Source organism: Psychrobacter cibarius (genome assembly GCF_904845955.1).
Lineage (GTDB): Bacteria > Pseudomonadota > Gammaproteobacteria > Pseudomonadales > Moraxellaceae > Psychrobacter > Psychrobacter cibarius_B.
Genome location: NZ_CAJGYX010000001.1, coordinates 328,639 through 350,179, shown reverse-complemented (window position 1 = coordinate 350,179; position 21,541 = coordinate 328,639). Strand labels below are relative to the sequence as shown.

The window sequence follows — 21,541 nt, the reverse complement described above, 5'->3', positions numbered from 1 at the left end:
GTGGTAATATCCTTATCTATTGACTGGCTGCTAGGTTTTATTGCTATCGTACAAAACGACTTAATCATTATTAAAGGATAATGACGTCAATTGAACGAACAGATCGCTTAATCATAAAAGCATTTTTGCTCTGAAATAAGCTCTACCTGTTATCTAACACTAAGGTATCAAAAAATAATGATACATTTAAGCAATACAGTAGCATGAATATCATCAAATACTATACTAGTATGAAATACTGAGCAGTGCATAAATAAAGCTGAAAAATATGATTTTTATGGAATTTCACGTGACTAGATAGATGCGCTGTTTGTCATTTAAGATACGCTATTCGACACTTAATAAGTATAGAAATGAATGAGTATAGAAGGATGAGTGAAGCAAAAAAGTTATCATAGCCAACATCAATATATCAACTATAGATTTGTCAGCACTCCAACTGAATGCAGTTATGCTCAATTATTCAGGTAATATCAGTTGCTTGTTTTGATTAAAAAAGCGTCGATAAATGAGTAAAGCGCTGATTGTACAGCCGAGCGTACTGCTCACACATATCAAAAACATAGTGACTATCTGATAGCGAATCGCTTGAGTGGGGTCAGCGCCAGCCAATATTTGACCCGTCATCATTCCGGGCAAGCTAACAATACCGACGACTAGCATAGAGTTCAGCGTTGGAGTCATGCCATTGACAATGGCGGCGCGTATTGGTTCATGCACTGCTTCAAATGGGCGAGCAGATAGGCTGAGCATCATCTCTATACGTCCTTGCTGCTCATGAAAGGATTCAATCAACTGGTTGCTGGTCAATGAGATAGCGGTGAGCGAATTGCCCAATATTAGCCCCAATATAGGAATAACGAATTGCGGTGTGTACCAAGGCTGTACTTTTAAAATAACCATGATGGCTATGGCAGTGACTAATATAGCCGAAGCGCTTACTGCTAACAAAGTGTCAGTTAACAAACCTCTATAGCTACGTTTGACGCGATTTTTGGCAGCAGCGCCTGCAATCAAGGTCATGATGGTCAAAATTAACAGGACTTCATACCACTGTTCACGAGCGAAAATCCATGCCAATATTAAACCGATAAAACTAAGCTGGAGCACCGTGCGGATAGCCGCGATTAACAGCGTTTTGGTCAGCTGTAAGCGTAGCCGCCAAGAGATAATAAGAACGATGATAATTAAGCTGCTGGCAAGGGCAATATCACCGTAAGTTAAAAATACTTGTATATCATCTGTACCGCTCATAGTGGCTCATTATATAAACTGACGAATATAAGATAGACGTTAATGCGAATTTGTTAAGAAAAGTCATCTTAAAGAGTGACATGACAGGCTTAGCTCAACATTAGAATATCTCAGTTAATGCCCCTGCTTGCATCTGCCAATGCTGATCGGCTAACGGCATGATGTCTTGTGTATCGTGAGTTACCCACAGTAATGTACGCTGCTTATCTGCCTGTAACCAATTCATGAGTAGATTGACGAGCTGGGCTGATGTGTCACTGTCTAGGGCCGCAGTAGGCTCATCTAGTAACAACACCCGTGGGTTCAATTGTAAGAGGCGTAACGTGTTGACCAGTTGCCGCTCGCCGCCCGATAGATGATAGACTTCTTGCTGCAAAAAGTCAGCGCTGCGTTGCAATTGCTCAAGCTGTGCGATATGCCAGTCGATATCAAAGTCAAGGTGCTGATGCGCTTGTAGCTGATAAGGCATTTGCAAGTTCTCAAGTACACTGCCTTCTAATAATTGTGGGTGCTGGGCGAGTAGGGCAACGTGCGTGCGCCACTGTATCGGTGCAGTATCATGGATACTACAATAAGCACTACTGGTTGATTGGTCATCACGGCGCAAACGCACATTGCCGCCGCTCATTGGCAATAGTCCAGCCAATACCCGTAATAATACCGATTTACCACTACCAGAACCGCCTGTCAACACGGTTACTTGACCTGCTAACAGCCTGCCTGTGGCGCCATCGATTAATAATCGTTGATGAGCAGGTATGATTGGCTGAGAGACAGTGTTTGGTCTTAGTTTGCTGATCCATCTTTGATAAATGGTAGATAGCGCAGATGTTGTGGCTTCTATGGCTTCCATATTTTTGTTATTAATACTTTTATCGCCAACCTTGTTATCATTATAGGCAGGTATGCTGGCTGTACGTTTACTATGTACCTGAATATTCTCGAATATCAGTATCGGTTTATTATTATGAAGATGCATAAGTCATTATCGCCAATTATTCAGCCACTAAATATCCAATCATTAAGTATCTAACTACTAATTATCCAGCCACTAAGCATTCAGCTGCTCGTGGATCGCTTGCTCAATGGCATCGCGTAAATGCTTTGGAACACGAATAGGGCGCATGGGCGTGGCACTAGCAACCGCAGTATCTGCCTTACTATTGGATAGCGGTTTGGTTTTGACTTGGTTTTGCACACAAGCAATGACGATTTTGCCACTACTTAATAAGCTGCTAGCATTAGCATTGCTATTAGCATAATCAGAAGAAAGGCTGTCTGGGCTGTGACGATAAATGCTCTGGTAAAAGATAATGCTGGCAGGTTTTAACTCGACTTTATCGATGCGCACACTGATGACTTCATCTAACAAAATAGCTCTTTTGTATTGCAAGTCTGCTTGACTGACGACAAAATGCTGAATTTCTCCATCGTCAGTCTGCAAAAAATACCCATTCAAATTCAGTTCCCCAAACCAATCACGGCGGCAGTTTTCAAAAAACACCAAATGATTGGCATGGTAGACTATACCGCCGGCATCAGTATGGTTAATATAGACGTTATAATTTTTGGTAAACAATGGCGTATATTCGCCGTCTACACTTGCCACTGTGTTTGTATTTTTGCTGTTATTTTTTATCATAAAGATGCTCGGTCATTGTTTTAATAAATATTGTTCGATGTTCATGATTCGATGGCCAAAATTTGATAGCAGCCATATTAACCACAACTACTCTAGCTTAAGATATCAGGGCGCGCAACAGTTAGGTCGGTCGACGTCTGTTATGATAGCGGATTGTGCACTTTCATAGCCCATTTCTTTATATTAGCACCGTATTTTCATCAATTAGTATAGGATAATTTATGACCCGTTTTGTCAGTTTTAATATCAATGGTATTCGCGCACGTCAACATCAGCTTGAGGCTGTGCGAGAAGTGATCGATCCTGATGTGATGGGTCTACAGGAAACAAAAGTACATGATGAGCAATTCCCCCTAGAGAATATAGAGAGTCTGGGCTATCACGTAGAGTACTTTGGTCAAAAAGCCCATTATGGTGTGGCGCTACTATCCAAGGTTGCACCTATATTTGTGCAAAAAGGTTTCCCTGGTGAAGATGACGAGGCACAGAAGCGTTTTATCCATGCCCGCTATGAATTTGACGGTCGTGAAATTGATGTGCTCAATGGTTATTTTCCACAAGGAGAGAGCCAAGACCATCCGACCAAATTCCCGATGAAGCGGGCTTATTATGCAGATTTAATGGCGTATATCGATACCCTAAAAGCAGAAGGTCGCTCGCTCATAATCATGGGTGATATGAATATTGCCCCAGAAGATACTGATATTGGCATTGGCGACGTCAATGCTAAGCGCTGGTTGAAAAATAGGAAGACCTCGTTTTTACCAGAAGAACGCGAGTGGTATGCGGCGCTGATGTCACGCGAGCTGACAGATACCTATCGCTTACATTATCCAGAGAGCACAGAGCTATATAGCTGGTTTGATTATCGCAGTCGTGGGTTCAATGATGAGCCGAAACGTGGCTTGCGTATCGATCATATTTTGTGCAGCTCGGATCTTGTTGAGGCCTGTGTTGATGCTGGGATTAGCTATGAGCTACGGGCGATGGAAAAACCGTCTGATCATGCGCCAATTTGGTCGGCATTTGATTTAAAAAAACGGTAATATTTATATAGGTCGCGTTTGATACTTCACCAGCCGTAGCATCATGGTTGAAGGCTCAACGCACCTCAGTGTTTATCGCATCATCCGTGATAAATAATGATAAAAATTTCACAATAAGGGTTAAACCATGGCAGTCGGAAATGTTGCAGTACCTGATATTATTTATCCTATCGAAGGAATCAAGCTAAGCGCCACTGCCGCAGGCGTACGCTATAAAGACCGAGATGATTTAGTAGTAATTGAGATCGTTGATACTGCGACTACTGCGGTTGTGACCACCAAAAACACCTTTTGTGCTGCGCCTGTACGGGTATTGCGTGAGCATTTTGCCAAGACCAGTCCGCGTTATTTAGTCACCAATACGGGTAATGCTAATGCTGGGACGGGCGCTGATGGCAAACGTCGCGCCGTTGATATCTGTGCAGCTCTGGCGAGCAAGGCTGGCGTGGATAGTAATGCAATATTACCATTCTCGACGGGTGTCATTGGTGAGCCATTAAATAGTGATGCGGTCATCGCGGGCTTAGATAATGCACTTGCCAATTTGGCTGCTGATAATTGGCTTGCCGCGGCGAACGGTATTCGCACCACAGATACGATTCCGAAACTCGCTAGCCAAAAAATCGACGTGGCGGGTGTCAGCTATCATATTACGGGTATGTCAAAAGGCTCAGGCATGATACGCCCTAATATGGCCACCATGCTGGGCTATGTGGCGACCGATGCTAATATCGCTGCTGACCTATTACAGGAGATGCTAAGTGCCATCAACGAACAATCTTTTAACCGCATCACTGTTGATGGCGACACTTCAACCAATGATTGCTGTGTGTTGATAGCCACGGGTGCTGCCAGCTCAGGTATCATTGACAACCAAGAGCATCCGCATTATCAGGCTATATTTGCGGCTTTGACCGAGGTGTTTGTTCGTCTGGCGCAATTAATTGTGCGTGATGGCGAAGGTGCTACCAAGTTTATGACCGTCAAAGTAACTGGTGGCAAGACGACGCAAGAGTGCTGCGATGTGGCATATGCGGTTGCGCATTCACCATTGGTCAAAACAGCGTTCTTCGCTAGCGATGCTAATTGGGGTCGTATCTTAGCAGCAGTGGGTTATGCCGGTATCGAAGATTTGGATACTGAGCAAGTAGATGTCTATCTAGATGAAGTTATGATTTGCCAGAATGGTGGTGTCGCACCCAGTTATACGGAAGCGGCAGGTAAGACCGTCATGAGTCGCGCTGAGATTACCATTCATATCGATTTTGCCCGTGGGGATGCCAGTGATACGGTTTATACTTGTGATTTATCCTATGACTACGTCAAGATTAATGCGGATTATCGTAGTTAGAGGCGCTTAAAACCAATCATTTTTTTTGGTCGATTTATACTTAAGCCAGAGCATGTATTGCTCTGGCTTTTTTAGTGCACACATTAAGGTGGTATCAATTCACCTTGTTATCTAATACGTTCTATTAACATCAGTTGCAAAAGCTGACGTTACTTTACAAAGCAGTTATAGAGCAGAAGACGAGTTGCGCCCTATACTGACCTCAGTAAACGAAGAATAGACGACATTATTGAGACTTAATAGATTTATCGGGTAAAGTTAAATAAAGTGAATAGTTTTGCTTAACTCAATATTGACAGTAATGTCACAACAATCACTGAAATTTTTTTAAGCATATTTACCATCATAAAATGTCCAAAACAATAATTTTAAACCATTAATAATGTATTCATAACAATCAACTGAGGATTTGACAATGAAAAAATTAGTACTTGCAGCAGTAATGACAGCATTTGCCCTTTCAGGTTGTTCTACCATGGGTATGGATAACGAACGTACGATGGTTGTCGATGGGAAACCTATGAATGTTAAAGTGGTTAACATCCCAAGTTTTAAAATAGAAGTAGCACCACTTAAAGCCGTCTGTGAGCTTTCGACAGCCGATGGCACTAAGGTTGAATCAGAATGTCTACAGTATCGCCAGACTTATCAGAAAAACTACACACCTTTAAATGGTAATATTCAAGGCTTCACTTATGAGCCAAACTATCGTTATGTTCTAGATGTTCGCCAAGAAGTAGTGGTGGATAAAGTTAGTAACATGGCTAAGCCAGTTTGGATTCTGAACGAAGTGGTTTCAAAAGTAGCTGAATAATGAATCATTGAGCATATCCAGTTATTAATTATATTTAGCCAAAACAAAAAAGACCTCTAATTCTTTATTAGAGGTCTTTTTTTATGTTAGCAAATACTTGGGAGCGTGATGTCAGAACAGGCTATATTAAACAATGGTTATATTAGCACTGACTGTATTTTACACTGACGCCATGAGTGGCAGTAGGGATACGATTGTCTGCATAAACAGCAAGACCGCCTCGTGAGGTTTCTTTGTATTTATCTAGCATATCAGCACCAGTTACTTTCATGGTTTCAATCACTTTATCTAAAGAGACGAAGTGTTGTCCGTTACCACGGCAAGCAAGTCGCGCGGCATTGACGGCTTTGACAGCACCCATGGCATTACGCTCAATACAAGGCACTTGCACTAGGCCGCCAACAGGGTCGCATGTCAGACCTAAGTTATGTTCGATACCAATTTCGGCGGCATTGAGGCACTTGGCAGGATCGCCGCCTAAGATTTCTGCCAATGCAGAAGCGGCCATAGCGCAAGCAGAACCAACTTCACCTTGGCAACCAACTTCAGCGCCAGAGATGGAGGCATTTTGTTTGATTAAACTGCCAATAGCAGTCGCATTTAACAAGAATTTGCGTGCGCCATCTTGGCTATAGCCTGCCAAAAAGTCGCGATAATAATGCATCACCGCAGGAATAATACCTGCTGCACCGTTGGTGGGTGCAGTGACGACATTTCCACCATTGGCATTTTCTTCATTAACTGCTAAGGCATATAAGTCAATCCAATCCATGGCGGCGAGTTTATCATTTTTGGTAATAGGCTGGTTTTTCTCGGCGCACAGTTGTAGATGTAATGCTTGTGCACGGCGTTTTACATCCAAGCCCCCAGGCAATATGCCACTGTTTTGACAGCCTCGCGTCACGCAGTCTTGCATTGATTCCCAAATAGAGTCTAAATAAGCAAAGACTTCTGATTGATTGCGGTAATGACATTCATTCGCCAGTACCAATTCACTAACGCTTAAGTGGTGTTGACGACATTGCTCTAGCAATTCTGCGGCACTATTAAAGGGATACGGAATAGCGTTGATGGTCGGTGTGGCGTTATCTTCATCCGGATTGGTGGCATCTGCTTCATTGATAACAAAGCCGCCACCTACCGAATAATAAGTTTGTTGGTAATGGCTGCCGTCGTTCAATAATGCACGGATAGTCAAGGCGTTAGGGTGGTAGGGCAAAACGGTTTCGTCATACCAGTGAATATCGCGCTCTGTCTCAAAGGCAATAACATGCGTGCCTGCTATATTGAGCTGTTTGTCTGAAAAAATCGGTGACAAATATTGACTGGTCAAACGGGTATCGATCGTACTAGGAGCATGCCCAAGCAGCCCTAACAATATAGCAGTATCGGTTGCATGTCCTTTGCCTGTGGCTGCCAAAGAGCCATAAAGCTCAATCTCAACACCTGTAATAGCCTTCAGCTCTGTTTGCTTGGTTAATGAGCCCAAAAAAAGATTGGCGGCGACCATGGGTCCTACCGTGTGTGAGCTTGATGGGCCAATACCGATTTTAAATAAATCAAAAACACTAATCATAATAACTTACCAAGTTTTTTAAGTGCACTAACATGTTGTATAGCTGCTTTAGGCACTTTCATTGAGAATATAACAGGCAGCTCTCGCTTATAGCACCGACAAAGGTATAGAGGAAGCACCGCCCATGGAAGTATTAACGCAAAAGAGGAAAAATGGTGATTGAATAATAACTTTTATTTGTTTTGAAACTCCGCTATCATGCTCGGAGCTAATGGCTATGTAACATCCTGTAAGTTGATTGTCGCTGCAGAGTACACTGAGTCATAAGCGACCATAACCGTTTTTTAGTTAAACATATCCGACCACATACATCTACCAAAACATGGTCATCATACCAAATAATACTTTTGGTTTGCCATATTGCAACATAAATGAATGAGTCAGGGCGACATATTATAAATGAAAAGATGCGGATTTTACTCGTTATTATAATTTCTAGCCACATATTCTTGCCGATTGATGCCCTGATTTAAAGCAATTTTTATTTTTCATTTACTGTTGTCTATTATTTTAGCCCAGTTTACATAGGACAAGCGTGTATGCCCTCTCAAAAAGACCCTTCCTCGCCTTTAGAAAACAGCGCTCAAGCACCATCTGCTGAACCTGGATTAGAGGCTGCGGCGATCAGTCCTCCGTACAATCCAGACTTTGAAAATGGACGCTGGTTTCCGACATGGCGTCCGTATCAAGGCGATTTAGATCGTGATCCAGTCGGTATCAATGAATATTTGCCACCGTCAAAAAGCGTGCTATTAGGTGTACAGCATACTTTTGCGATGTTTGGTGCGACCGTGCTTGCGCCGCTGTTAATGGGCTTTGATCCCAACTTAGCCATTTTGATGTCAGGTATCTGTACGGTGATGTTCTTTATGATCACTGGTGGGCGCATGCCGAGCTATTTGGGCTCAAGTTTTGCTTTCATTGGTCCCGTTATCGCTGTGACAGCTTATGCAGGCGCAGGGTTCAATGGTAATTTGAATGTCGCTTTGGGCGGCATCATGGCTTGCGGTATCATTTATGCGTTAATTGGGCTGCTGGTGATGAAAACGGGTACTGGCTGGATTGAGCGTTTGATGCCGCCTATCGTTACTGGTGCTATTGTGATGATTATTGGTCTCAACTTAGCGCCAGTGACCATTCAAGGGGTGTCTGCCAATCAGTTTGATGCTTGGATGGCTACCTTGACCGTATTACTCATCAGTGGTGTGGCTGTCTTTACACGTGGTATGCTGCGTCGTCTGCTATTACTGGTTGGTTTAATATTATCCTATTTTGCCTATTTTATCATGACCAACGTCATGGGTTTTGGTACGGCGATTGACTTTAGTGGTGTGGCAGCTGCTTCGTGGTTTGGCTTACCTAGTATCCATACGCCTCGCTTTGAGATGAGTGCTATTATTCTGATTGCGCCTGTGGCCTTTATTTTGGTGGCTGAAAACTTAGGGCATTTTAAGGCTGTCGAAGGTATGACCAAAGCTCGTGTCACGCCTTATATGGGTCGAGCATTTTTTGCTGATGGTTTGGCAACCACCTTTTCAGCAGGATTTGGCGGTACTGGTGTGACGACTTATGCTGAAAACATCGGTGTGATGGCGGTGACTAAGGTGTATAGCACAACAATATTTGTCGTGGCAGGCGTGGTAGCTATTTTGTTAGGGCTATCACCGAAATTTGGTGCCATCATTCAGACGATACCAGCCGCTTTATTGGGCGGTGCGTCCATTGTGGTGTTCGGTTTGATTGCTATTGCAGGCGTCAAAATTTGGATAGACAGTCGTATCGACTTTAGCAAAAACAGCAATCTAATTATCGCGGCCGTGACCGTTATTATGGGTACCGGTAACTTTAGTTTGCATTTAGGCGGCTTTGATTTGGGCGGTATCGGTACGGCGACTTTGGCAGCGATTGTCTTAAATGCGTTATTTAACCAAGGATCTGAAGCGAAGGCTGCTCATCAATCATTGGCTAAGTAATCAGCTTTTATGATGCTTGAATTTTATACCTATCAGATAACGACGATAACAGCGTATATCACTCCATAAAAAGCGCCCATGCTATCGGTAGCATGGGCGCTTTTTATGGAGTGGCAGCAAGTGCACGATAAAAATGCAGAATAAAAGCTACTTGTAGTCTCGCTTGTAAAATTTTGAGAAAAACCGATAACGTCGTAGGGCGCGCGGCTTAGGTTTCAGTGAGCCCAAATAGATTGCAAACATGGTCAACAGAGCACCGCTCCACTGTAAGCTATTAATCGGTTTGTCCAGCCAGCTATAATCAATGACCAGTGCGGCAATGGGTTCTGATAATAATAATAACCCAGTTAACGCCAAAGACAGCTTAGGAATGGAGTAAGCAATTAAACCCCATGCCAAGCACTGCATCACTGTACCGTAGATGAGCACCCAGCCAATCTCAGACCAAGTGTTTGGCAAAATATGACCCATATCAAACACAAACATGGGAACAATCATCGCCAATACACCACCGATACTAATCAGCTGCATCAGCATAAATATGGGTGTGGGTTCAGTATCATGGGTCTTACGGATAAAGGTCATCGATGCCGCTAGCATTGCCCCTGAAACGATACCAGAGATGAACCCCCAAGTGGCGGCGCTGTTATGCGCAAACTCAGGACTGCCTATCATGGCCACACCAAACATGGCTAAAAACAAACTGATGAGCTGCAATATAGATTGGAGTTCATTAAAATATAAGAACCCAATGGCGGCTAAAAAGAAAATCTGTAGGCTATTCAGTAAAGTTGAGATGCCAGGGCCGACTGCATAAATACTCTCGTGCCAGAGCGCCAGATCTAAGCCTAAAAAGACACCTGATAATAAACCATAAAAAATAGCGCGCCTTGAGCGGGGTAGACGCTGTCCCATGATTTTGGCCAATACAGCGAATACGACACCTGAAATAGCCAAGCGCCAAAATGCCATTGCCCAACCGCCAATATCAACGTGAGCGACAATCAAACTACCTAGACCAAAGATAATACAACCAATGACCAACCCAGTAGAGGCAGAGCGTGAAGAAGCAATCGCCATATAATGTCCTTATATCCATATTATTATTTTATCTTACTGTATCAACGATGACGCCAATGAATACTGACGCTAATACAAGCCGTATTGTCTAGGTTTTGACGCTAAAATGAAATGGTCAAACCATCATTTATGCTTATTGTTTGATTTATTATCAAGATATTAGGTTTTATCTCTGTATATGCTAGGTATAAAATCAATGATGACCTTAAGCTTCACTCATACAAGAAAATCTCTATAACAATACGAATATATGGTGGAGACATCCTTACAGGAACGATGTTGGCGTGGTTATCACTATTTGTTAATCTAGTGGTTTATAATCTCTGTAGTGGCATAATAAAACAGGATAGTTTCTTATTAGTCTTTACCTCAAGTACTTCAATACCATTAGCCTAGGTTCATCTATGTTGCGACGTTCATTATCCCTACAACAACGACTATCGACATCTGGTTTTGCTATAGCCATCTTTGCTAGTACGCTATTTATGGCGCCAAGCGTACAAGCGGCCAGTTGCAAAATTCCAAAAAGTTATTATAAAAACGTGGCTTGTACGGCAAATAGCGGCTATTTTTTGGCGACAAAAGATTTCGGCGCGCCAGTTGCTCTGATTAATAGTAAGGGCAAAAGCGTCGTTGATTTATCACGTTATCAAAAAGTCGATGCCAGTAAGATATCGGCAGGTTTACTGCCTGTATTGCGCAATGGTCATGTCGGTTATCTTAATATGCAAGGTCGTGAAGTAGTACCTGCGATGTATGATGTGCTTAAAGAAGGACAGGGTTGGGCGCGTCCCGTCTCTAACGGGCGTATCGTGGTAAAGCAGGATGGTAAATATGGGGTCATTACTACTAGTAACAAAACCATCGTGCCGTTTTCATCCGCGATTAGTGACATTGATGATTACCAAAATGGTGTCGCCCGTGTACGTAAAAATCAAGCGATCAGTTGGATTGATGAAAACGGCAAAACGACCAGTGACCCAAATGGTAGTAACAACGAGCAATCCACGACGCCACGAGCACCTGCCAGCGCTAATGGCAATGCATCCTCATCCAACCAGACACTTCCCAATCGCTTTACGATGCTACAACCGCGTCAGCAAGATGGCAAATGGGGGTTTATCGATGATAATAATGTGACCATGATTACCTATTCTTTTGACGAGGTGCGTCCCTTTGCCGAAGGCTTGGCTGGCGTGCGCATCGATGAAAACTGGGGCTTTGTTAATCTTGGTGGCGAGTTGGTGATTCCTTTTCGCTTTGCCAATAGCGGTGTGTCAGCTGGTGATCTTTATCAAGGCAAACCCGCCTTCACCTTTACTGGTGGTAAAGCGTGGATTGGCAATCTAAAAAACGGCAATAAAATGTGTATCGATAAAGAGGGCACAGGAGTGGGCTGTGATTAAGCGGCGCGTCCAAATATAAAGACCTACATGATCTAATGACCTAGGTAAAATATCCAGCATAAAAAAGAGCGTAAATCCTACTATTGATTCATAGGGTTTACGCTCTTTTTTATGAATTGTGTGACAACTAAAATTATTCGTCTAATAAATGATTGCTGATTAAATCGACCATATAAGGTTGATAGTATTCAGGAATATCATGCGCCATGCCTTCGATTAAATGAAACTTGGCATTCGGAATGGTCTTGGCAACCACACGACCTTGTGAGGCGGGCAGTAGTCCATCTGCGCTACCATGCAGTACGATAGTCGGCGCTTTGACTTGCTTGCTAAACCTGCTAATAGAGCCTGATGCCAAGATAGCATTGAGCTGTTGTACCGTGCCGAGCGGATGAAAGTTGCGCTGATAACGCAATTTGGCAATTTCACGCACCATACGTACGTTGACATGCCCAGGCGTACCGACTGTCTTCATAAACCACACGCTATGGCGCACGATATCGCGCTCAGAATGACTTTCAGGGCGGTTGATCAGGGTATATAGCTGCCTAGGTTTTGGTGGTTTTAAAAATGCACGGTTGGTCGTGGTAAACATCAACGCCATGCGCTGTACTAAACTTGGATAACGTGCCGCTACGATTTGCGCAATCATGCCGCCCATCGAAGCCCCAATCAGATGGGTTTTCCCCAACTGCAACGCCTTAATCAAACGAGCGGTATCTTCTGCCATATCTGTTAAATTATAAGCCACTTGCGTACCTTTATTGGACAACCCCGTTTGCAGGCGCATCATCATTTTTAGCTGACTGATACGCGGTAGTCCATCAATCTGCACTTTAGAAGACAGACCAATATCACGATTATCAAAACGAATGACAAAAAAACCGGCATCAATAAGGCGCTTGATAAAATTATCTGGCCAAAATATCATCTGTGAGCCAAGTCCCATAATCATGAGCAGTGGTGGATCATTAGGATTGCCACCTGCCTCAACACACAGCTCAATGCCATCGCCGATATCAATCATTGATTGATACAGATGCTTGCTAAGGTCAGAGTCTCGCCATTGGTGCGCGCCAAACTTTTGCCACTCAGGAGTAGGGTAGCCACCTAAGTCTTCTTGTAGGGTTGCCGATGGTTTGATGTCATTCGATGTTGTCATGAAGTGTCCTAATTAGAGGGTCGTCTATTACAGCTCAAGCATCTCAAAATCAAGCTTGCCCACACCGCACTCTGGGCAGGTCCAATCATCAGGGATGTCATCCCATTTAGTGCCTGGCGCAATCCCTTCTTCGGGACAGCCGAGTGCTTCATCATATATCCAGCCGCAGACGATACATTCATAACGTTTCATAAATAGTCCTATCGAGCATTATCAGTGTTTATAATCCGTGTTACAGGGTGTTTTTGACGTGCATACTTGCAACCACAGCCGTTAAATGAGACTGTAAAAGCGCACATAGTTTAGCATATAACCGTGATTTTCGTCGTTAAGTTTACACTTGTATATCGAGATTGATTGGTTTTTATCAAGGGGTTTAGGTCTTCTGTCTGTCAGTAAGCACCTGTACGCTTACGTGCGCAACTGCGATATTTCTATCAATTATGTTATAATAAGCGCCGCTAAATTCACAGTATTAGCCATCATTTATCGTTGATATATTATTATCTAAATTACATTATCTAAGTCATATACGCTAAGGGTTACCATGAGCATTAATGCTGCCGCTACATCTAAAAATGTCGAAAATGAGTCGTCTAATAAGCTCAATACGGATCATCCCTTCTGGCAAGTGACTCGCACAGTACCAGACTTCCCGAAAGTCGGCATTGATTTTTATGATATTACGCCGTTACTGCGCAGTCATATTAATGAGGTGATAGATGCATTGCTCGCCGCACTGCCTGAAGGTGTGATGGACGAGGTAGATTGTCTAGGGGCAGTTGAAGCGCGTGGTTTTGTCTTTGCAAGTTTGCTTGCAGGTCGATTGGGCAAAGGGATGATTTTGCTACGTAAACCCGGTAAGCTGCCACCGCCCGTTGCCAATAAAGCGTATGCTCTAGAATATGGTAAAGACACGCTTGAGATGCAAAACAATCTACCGCCTGAGCGCGTGCTATTGGTCGATGATATTTTAGCCACAGGTGGCACTTTAACCACCGCTTATGAGCTGTGTAAATCGGCAGACCATACCGTGGTGGGGGCGTTAGTATTGCTAGATTTGGTTGATTTGCATGGCGAATTTCCAGTGCCTGTCTATACGGTTTTAAAGGCTTAAAACTGGCAACGCTTTTTTAATTGCCTGTATTTGCTTTGTCTTAACGTACGTTACTTGTCTTGCTGGTAAGGTAAGTTTTACACGCCTGTTCTATTAGCATACGACTAATCGTTTTTGGCTTGGTTATCTTAAAATCTTTGGTGGTTAATATGGGTTTTTCTGATTGCCAAGATTCTAATACCTTATTATTGGCATCATAGTTAACGTAAGCGCGTTTATAGTAACTGGCGTCTTTACAAGAGATGAGCAATTGCTGATCGCTATGATGAATCGCTTTTTCTTTACCTTCCTTATCTACTTTTGTTTCATCTTTTTGTGCAGGGTATGTTCTGCGGATAGATACGGTGATGTTTTCGACATTTTTTTCGTCTATGATATTGATGTCGGAGCTTTCAATAGAGTCCAAGTCTAAGCTAAAAATTGATCCAGTAGGACTTTCTGATATTTTTGACCAGTTCACTGCATGCGTGCTGACTGCTAGAACACCACCCACTAATAACACTGATAGCCGTTTCATAATCAAGCCTTGCTTCTTGTTGTGAGAAGTGAGCCATGATAGCCAACTTACTATTAGCAGGCAAATTTCTTTTATAACCTGCGACTGAGGTTTGTAAAATGTTGATCATACTCATCACTGTTTATAACGCTCGACGCTCATATCAATGACGCATCGCTGCTAACGTCTGAGCAAGCTCATCACGAGCACCAATAAAGCCGTCGATACCTTTTGGTAATAAATCTTGTGTAACCGTGTCTTGTTGATAGGCGCTACTATATTCCTCTCGCGTTAGACTCACGCGTTTCATGTCGGCTACATCTAATGACATGCTAGGTGACAGTTGCTGTATCACCTCAGTATCCATCGCTGCCAGCGCGTCGATAAGGTCAGGCGCGATGGTCAATAGATCACACCCTGCTAGCGCTAATATCTGTTCAGTCGAGCGAAAGCTTGCGCCCATCACTTGCGTATTATAGTTATGCTGCTTGTAGTATTGATAAATGCGCTTTACAGACTGCACGCCCATATCATCAGAAGCGGGCACGTTTTGACGATTTTGTTGGCGTTTTTGCCAGTCTAAAATACGACCAACGAAAGGCGATATCAATGTCACACCTGCATCGGCACAGGCAATTGCTTGATGCTGTCCAAATAACAACGTTAAATTGCAGTGAATATTTTGGGTTTCAAGATAGCGTGCTGCCTCAATCCCTTGCCATGTCGCGGCCATTTTAATTAATACGCGCTCTGAGTTAACCCCTGCTTTTTGGTAAGCTTCCATAAATACTAAGGCTTTATCAATCGTCGCCTGAGTGTCATAAGACAAACGAGCATCCACTTCGGTAGAGACGCGGCCTTGAATAAGCTCTAAAATATCACAGCCAACCTGAATGGTCAGCGCGTCAATCACTGCATCTATATTGCCATTATGACGACTCATGGTTTCTGACAGCATGCCTTGGTTGTCAGGATGGAGGAGTGCTTTGGTAATGAGGCTTGGATTGGTGGTCGCATCGATAGGTTTTAAGCGCGCAATGGCGGCAAGGTCACCAGTATCAGCGACAATGGTGGTCATGGTACGAAGCTGTTGTAATGCGCTCATCAGATATCCTTTTTGATCAAAAACAGATTGTGTTCAGTTACGTGGTAATTTTCTACTTTATAGTGCTATTTGCTATCAGTTTTAGACTGTAACATAGTTTTGAGTGGATGTTCCTTCATAGTTTTGCCGTGCATCGCTGCCATATTGCCTCTGTTTGCCAATATTGACGAATTTACGCGCATTTACACATGGGCACTGTCGATAGTTTTTGTTATAGTAGAGCGGGTCAGCGATCTGGCTGCTACATTTGCATGCTGGTGTGTGTGACTAACATACGGCAATAGTAGACGATAGCGCTCGCCGTGCAGGGTGCTTTTGAGAGGCTGCCTGCTATTTAGTGTGATTCCTATCGAATATCATTGCTAGTATGCTTGACACCTTTGACCGTCATTGAGTGCTGATTCAATAATGAAATGATTGGTTGTCGATAATTAGAAATACTTGAAGCCTTCAAAGTTAAAAAAGCAGTACCTAACTAGTAAAAAACTCAGTAATAATTTTAGAAAAAGGATAGGCGGTAATGAGTGAGCAGTCATCAGAGCAAAACATGGATAAGCTAAATCAAGCCATCGCAGGGGCTAACGATACTGCAACTGAAAAAGCATTTTTGGACGATATTCGCCAAAGTATTGATACAGTAGACTGCGAAATCCAGACATTGATTAATAACCGTGCCAAGTTGGCTCAGCAAGTGGCCGCAGTAAAGAAACAACACATTGTCAATAACCCGACTGCCGACAATAGCAATCCTATTTTTTATCGCCCTGAGCGTGAAGCGCAAGTGCTAAAAGCGGTGATGGAACGCAACACAGGTCCGATCGCTGATGACAAAATGGCGCGGTTGTTCCGTGAAATTATGTCGGTCTGCCTTGACTTAGAAGCACCGCAGCGCATTGCTTTCTTGGGACCAGTAGGTACTTTTACTCATGCTGCTGCGCTCAAGCATTTCGGTAAAGCCGCTGATACCGTACCAATGACCACCATCACTGATGTATTCCGTGAAGTTGAAGCAGGCACAGCGATGTATGGTGTGGTGCCAGTCGAAAACTCGTCTGAGGGTGTGGTTAACCATACGTTAGATGGATTTTTGTCTTCTACCTTAAAGATAATTGGAGAAGTTGAGCTGCCGATTCATCAGAATTTCTTGGTCGCTGAACATACCAAACTTGATGGTTTAAGCCGTATTTACTCGCATCAGCAGTCACTAGCGCAGTGTCGTCATTGGCTCGATGTCAATTACCCGAATGTCGAGCGCGTGGCGGTATCGAGCAACGGCGAAGCGGCCCGCCGCTTGAAAAACGAATGGCATTCAGCGGCAATCGCAGGTGATGTGGCTGCTGCTGAATATGGCTTGCATAAGCTATATTCAAATATCGAAGACAACCCGAGCAATACCACGCGATTCCTTATCATCGGTCACGAAGCGATTGCGCCATCAGGTCAGGATAAAACGTCTATCGTCGTATCAGCACATGACAAAGCGGGTGCATTGATCGAGATTTTGAAGCCTTTGTCTTATCATGGCGTGTCGATGACCAGTATCGAAACCCGTCCTGAGCGTCCGAATAAGTGGGCATACGTGTTTTTCATCGATATGAATGGTCATATTGACGAGCCAAACGTCAGCGCTGCTATCGCTGATATCCGTCCGTTGGTAAAAGATGTGCGTGTTCTAGGTTCTTATCCAAAAGCAGTGCTATAGTCCCTCTACTGTAAAAGAGTCATGGCGTTTACCTTGCGTGAAGCATCACATAATCATCTGCACTCGGTTGCCTTGGTTACCCTTGACTCGCTCTGAAATTGAACCAACGATATAACGCCGAATGGCTCACATCACTTGCCAAAATCATATCTAAGGATAAATCATGCCGTCATCTCATTCAGTAGAGTCAAATTTATCACCGCTTGTACCTGCCTACGATAGTATTTTAGAGCTAGTGCCTTATCAAACGGGCAAGCCGATTGAAGAGTTGACGCGTGAGTATGGCGTCTCAGATGTGGTAAAACTTGCCAGTAATGAAAACCCAAGAGGCTGCTCACCGCACGTCACGCTAGCGATTACTGAGCAATTGGGTCAGTTGGCACGTTATCCTGATGGCAACGGTTACTATCTAAAACAAGCGCTGGCTGACTTCAATGATGTCAGTGTGGAGCAGATTACTTTGGGTAATGGCTCTGACGATTTGCTTGATATTTTAGCGCGTAGTTTTGCTGGTGCTGACGATGCTATCGTTTACAGTCAATATGCCTTTATCGTTTATCCGATGTTGGCTAAAATACAAGGGGCGACAGGTATAGAAGTGCCTGCCCATCGCTCTGGGCATGATTTAAAGAGCGAGTCAAGCGGTTCAAGACAACCCCAATACTAAAATAGTCTTTATCGCCAATCCTAATAATCCAACTGGCACACAGCTTGAACCTCAAGAGTTACGAGCATTTATGGCTAGTATACCAAGCTCGGTATTGGTGGTATTAGATGAGGCGTATATTGAATATAGCCCTGAGAGTAATAATCGGGCGTTGTTAGATGAATTTGATAATGTCGTTATCGTGCGCACTTTTTCCAAAGCTTATGGACTGGCGGGTTTACGTGTCGGTTATGCGCTTAGCTCAGTGGCTGTCGCGGACTTACTCAACCGAATCCGTCAACCATTTAACGTGAGTAGAGTGGCTTTAGCGGCGGCGGCGGCGGCACTTGCTGACTCAGACTTTATTGAAAAAACTCGTCTGATGAATGATGAGCAAATGCGCTGGTTAGAAAAGCAGTTTGACGCATTAGGGTTGGGTTTCATTAAGTCACATGCTAACTTTATTATGGTGGAAATAGCCGTTGAGATGGAAGACATCACCGCTGCTTCTATTCATCAAGCATTGCTAGAGCAGGGTGTTATCGTCCGTCCATTAGAGGGCTATGGCTTACCTCATTGGCTGCGTATCACAGTAGGGGTAGCAGAAGAAAATATGCGCCTGATTGATACACTGCGCTCAATCTTGACTGATAATTGATCAGAAGTATGTTAGGTCGTTTTGGATAAGTAAATAATTTATTAATCATTTTCATGACACTAGCGTCGGCTTGTTTTAGTCATTCTGACGCTAGTTTGTTTAACGAGAAAAGCCGTGAGTCGCCAGCAAAACAATATAAGCAATCAAAACATAAGCAATCAAAACAATAATATGCAGTCTATGAATACTCAGCCGCCGTTATTTAAACAGATTTGTGTGATTGGTTTAGGGCTTATCGGTGCGAGCCTTGCCCAAGCCATTAAAGACAATGGTCTAAGTGAGCGCTTAGTGGCGGTTGATAGACATACACCAAGCATCGACGAAGCCATTCAGCACGGCTTATTAGACGCTGGTAGTGCTGTCTTAAGTGAAGTAGTGTTTGGTAGTGATTTGATTGTTATCGCCGTACCAGTACAAGCGGTGCAAGCCGTATTTATTGATATCAAAGCAGCGATGGATAATGGACAACTTGCCACTGATTGCATCATTACTGATGTTTGTAGCACCAAGGTCAATATCATTGATGCGGCTCAAGCGGTGTTCGGCTCGCTACCGACAGGATTGGTGCCTGCACATCCAATTGCGGGTGCAGAGAATTCAGGATATCATGCCAGACGTGCGACATTGTTTGTTAATCATAGTGTCATTATCTGCGAGCTACCAACGACCCATAATAGCGCCATTGCTAAGCTGCGGCAGTTATGGGAAGCGGTAGGTGCAAACGTTATGTCAATGGATGCGGAACACCACGATCGCATATTGGCGCACACCAGTCATCTGCCACATCTGCTTGCCTTCAATTTGGTTGAGCAGCTGGCAAGCCATGATGATAATTTAGATATGTTTCGCTATGCAGCGGGCGGCTTTCGTGACTTTAGCCGTATCGCTGCCAGTGACCCTAAAATGTGGCATGATATATTTTTTGCCAACGAAAGCGCGATTGTTAGCGCCCTTGATGAGTATGGCGTTTACCTACAGACCATGCGTCAGCTCATCATCGATAAAGATTCAACCGCCCTGATGGGACTTTTGGGCCGCGCGCAAGCCGCACGGCGACATTTTGGCCATATGTTAGCCAGCACCCCTTATACGGATACTTCTGCCATGTCAGCTTCTTATAATATTACTCCTAGCAATACTGTATTGGGCACTATTGCCATTCCTGGTGACAAGTCTATCTCGCATCGCAGCATTATGCTGGGCAGCCTTGCGACAGGCGTGACCAATGTCACTGGATTTTTGGAAGGGGAAGATGCGCTTGCCACCTTGCAAGCATTCCGTGATATGGGCGTGACCATTGAAGGGCCTGATAACGGCAAATTGACCATTCATGGCGTGGGTATGAACGGTCTGAAACCGAGTAAAACACCATTGTATATGGGCAACTCAGGTACTAGCATGCGCCTGCTGGCTGGTATTTTGGCGGCGCAATCATTTGACAGCGTGTTGACAGGCGATACCAGCCTAAATAAACGCCCAATGGAGCGTGTGGCCGCACCTTTACGCGAGATGGGTGCAGTCATTCAAAGTACGGGTCATAGTGGTACGGCGCCACTTAGTATCACTGGTCGAGCGACTATTGGTAAGCCATTACAAGGTATCGATTATGAGATGCCTGTGGCTTCTGCGCAGATTAAATCCTGCTTGTTGCTGGCTGGACTTTGGGCAGAAGGCACCACAACCGTTACCCAACCGGAAGTCAGTCGTGACCATACCGAGCGTATGCTTTCAGCTTTTGGTTATCCAGTAACGGTTGATGGCAACCGCATCAGTGTAGCAGGTGGCGGACAACTCACAGGTGGTGATATCGCTGTCCCTGCTGATATATCCTCTGCGGCATTTTTTATGGTCGCTGCTGCGATCAGCCAAAATAGCGAGCTGACCTTGACGCAAGTAGGTATTAATCCGACACGCACGGGCATTATCGATATCTTAAAATTAATGCAAGCAGATATCAGCTAAAGTAATGAGACACATGTCGGCGGCGAACCAGTCGCAGATATCACTATTCGTAGCTCAAGCCTAAAAGGTATTGAAATCCCAGAGCATTTAGTGCCATTAGCGATTGACGAATTCCCAGTATTGTTCATTGCTGCCAGCTGTGCGCAAGGTCGTACGGTGTTGACTGGTGCCAAAGAGCTGCGTGTAAAAGAGTCTGATCGTATTGCAGTCATGGCAGAAGGATTACAAACACTGGGTATTGATTGTACCGTGACGGAAGATGGGCTAATCATCGAAGGTAAAGGCATTGAGGGTCAAAATAGCAATATCAATAATAGCCAGCCTGTCTTTGGTGGCGGTCACATTACCTCGCACCATGATCATCGCATTGCCATGAGTTTTGCCATTGCCAGCTTACGTGCATCCAAGCAAATTACTATTGAAGGCGTTGAGACCGTCAATACCAGTTTCCCAGGATTTGCAGAGCTTGCCAATCACATTGGAATGTCTATTAAAGTTGATAATGCTGCGGTTTAATACCACAAACTATATTAACTTGCTGAATAGTGTTA

16 protein-coding genes and 2 pseudogenes are annotated in these 21,541 nt (G+C 43.9%); 9 read left to right on the top strand and 9 right to left on the bottom strand.

All coding sequences use genetic code 11. From position 1 onward, the window contains the following. Positions 1–459: 459 nt before the first annotated feature. The 3 genes from JMV76_RS01345 to JMV76_RS01335 form a co-directional block, all read right to left on the bottom strand. The gene (locus tag JMV76_RS01345) at positions 460–1,254 is read right to left on the bottom strand and encodes an ABC transporter permease (protein WP_109592779.1); all 795 of its coding nucleotides are present in this window, start codon (positions 1,252–1,254) and stop codon (positions 460–462) included. Between the two features lie 100 nt (positions 1,255–1,354). Continuing rightward, a complete protein-coding gene (locus JMV76_RS01340; protein ID WP_201501347.1) occupies positions 1,355–2,233 on the bottom strand; it encodes an ABC transporter ATP-binding protein in 879 nt (292 codons plus the stop codon). A 72-nt stretch (positions 2,234–2,305) separates the two neighbouring features. Beyond that, entirely contained in the window at positions 2,306–2,896 is a 591-nt protein-coding gene (locus JMV76_RS01335; protein WP_201501346.1) for an acyl-CoA thioesterase, read from the bottom strand. Positions 2,897–3,117: 221 nt separating this feature from the next. On the opposite strand from JMV76_RS01335, the gene xthA reads away from it, so the two are divergent. The 3 genes from xthA to JMV76_RS01320 all read left to right on the top strand — a co-directional run bounded on the left by xthA (position 3,118) and on the right by JMV76_RS01320 (position 6,107). Further along, on the top strand, positions 3,118–3,942 hold the full coding sequence (gene xthA / locus JMV76_RS01330) for an exodeoxyribonuclease III (RefSeq protein ID WP_201501345.1): 825 nt from the start codon (positions 3,118–3,120) through the stop codon (positions 3,940–3,942). Between the two features lie 127 nt (positions 3,943–4,069). After that, positions 4,070–5,293, top strand: coding sequence for a bifunctional glutamate N-acetyltransferase/amino-acid acetyltransferase ArgJ (gene argJ / locus JMV76_RS01325; RefSeq protein ID WP_201501344.1), 1,224 nt, complete (start codon positions 4,070–4,072; stop codon positions 5,291–5,293). 415 nt (positions 5,294–5,708) lie between these two features. Then, complete coding sequence (locus JMV76_RS01320) at positions 5,709–6,107, top strand: DUF4377 domain-containing protein (protein WP_193012802.1); 399 nt, start codon at positions 5,709–5,711, stop codon at positions 6,105–6,107. A 142-nt stretch (positions 6,108–6,249) separates the two neighbouring features. Here the strand turns inward: JMV76_RS01320 and JMV76_RS01315 are convergent, their stop codons facing one another. Next, on the bottom strand, positions 6,250–7,683 hold the full coding sequence (locus tag JMV76_RS01315; protein WP_201501343.1) for an L-serine ammonia-lyase: 1,434 nt from the start codon (positions 7,681–7,683) through the stop codon (positions 6,250–6,252). A gap of 539 nt (positions 7,684–8,222) precedes the next feature. Between JMV76_RS01315 and JMV76_RS01310 the strand changes: the two genes are divergently transcribed. Continuing rightward, positions 8,223–9,656: a solute carrier family 23 protein gene (locus tag JMV76_RS01310; protein ID WP_201501342.1), complete on the top strand. Its 1,434-nt coding sequence runs from the start codon at positions 8,223–8,225 to the stop codon at positions 9,654–9,656. A 147-nt stretch (positions 9,657–9,803) separates the two neighbouring features. Here the strand turns inward: JMV76_RS01310 and JMV76_RS01305 are convergent, their stop codons facing one another. After that, complete coding sequence (locus tag JMV76_RS01305; RefSeq protein ID WP_201501341.1) at positions 9,804–10,736, bottom strand: DMT family transporter; 933 nt, start codon at positions 10,734–10,736, stop codon at positions 9,804–9,806. Between the two features lie 485 nt (positions 10,737–11,221). Here JMV76_RS01305 and JMV76_RS01300 point away from each other — a divergent pair, with 485 nt between their 5' ends. After that, positions 11,222–12,142: a WG repeat-containing protein gene (locus JMV76_RS01300; RefSeq protein WP_374190037.1), complete on the top strand. Its 921-nt coding sequence runs from the start codon at positions 11,222–11,224 to the stop codon at positions 12,140–12,142. Positions 12,143–12,275: 133 nt separating this feature from the next. Here the strand turns inward: JMV76_RS01300 and JMV76_RS01295 are convergent, their stop codons facing one another. Then, positions 12,276–13,304, bottom strand: coding sequence for an alpha/beta fold hydrolase (locus JMV76_RS01295; protein ID WP_201501339.1), 1,029 nt, complete (start codon positions 13,302–13,304; stop codon positions 12,276–12,278). A gap of 27 nt (positions 13,305–13,331) precedes the next feature. Next, entirely contained in the window at positions 13,332–13,496 is a 165-nt protein-coding gene (locus JMV76_RS01290; protein ID WP_011280463.1) for a rubredoxin, read from the bottom strand. Positions 13,497–13,851: 355 nt separating this feature from the next. On the opposite strand from JMV76_RS01290, the gene JMV76_RS01285 reads away from it, so the two are divergent. Continuing rightward, positions 13,852–14,421 carry an adenine phosphoribosyltransferase gene (locus tag JMV76_RS01285; RefSeq protein ID WP_201501338.1) on the top strand — a complete coding sequence of 190 codons (570 nt, stop codon included), beginning with the start codon at positions 13,852–13,854 and terminating at the stop codon, positions 14,419–14,421. 40 nt (positions 14,422–14,461) lie between these two features. Here the strand turns inward: JMV76_RS01285 and JMV76_RS01280 are convergent, their stop codons facing one another. After that, on the bottom strand, positions 14,462–14,938 hold the full coding sequence (locus JMV76_RS01280) for a hypothetical protein (RefSeq protein ID WP_045454922.1): 477 nt from the start codon (positions 14,936–14,938) through the stop codon (positions 14,462–14,464). 142 nt (positions 14,939–15,080) lie between these two features. Next, on the bottom strand, positions 15,081–16,022 hold the full coding sequence (locus tag JMV76_RS01275; protein ID WP_201501337.1) for a transaldolase: 942 nt from the start codon (positions 16,020–16,022) through the stop codon (positions 15,081–15,083). A gap of 520 nt (positions 16,023–16,542) precedes the next feature. Here JMV76_RS01275 and pheA point away from each other — a divergent pair. From pheA to JMV76_RS01260, 3 genes and pseudogenes are all read left to right on the top strand, one after another. Continuing rightward, on the top strand, positions 16,543–17,724 hold the full coding sequence (pheA, locus tag JMV76_RS01270; RefSeq protein WP_045455471.1) for a prephenate dehydratase: 1,182 nt from the start codon (positions 16,543–16,545) through the stop codon (positions 17,722–17,724). Positions 17,725–17,887: 163 nt separating this feature from the next. Then, a pseudogene (gene hisC, locus JMV76_RS01265) lies at positions 17,888–19,028 on the top strand (histidinol-phosphate transaminase). 180 nt (positions 19,029–19,208) lie between these two features. Then, positions 19,209–21,506 (top strand): annotated as a pseudogene (locus JMV76_RS01260) (bifunctional prephenate dehydrogenase/3-phosphoshikimate 1-carboxyvinyltransferase). Positions 21,507–21,541 lie beyond the last annotated feature (35 nt).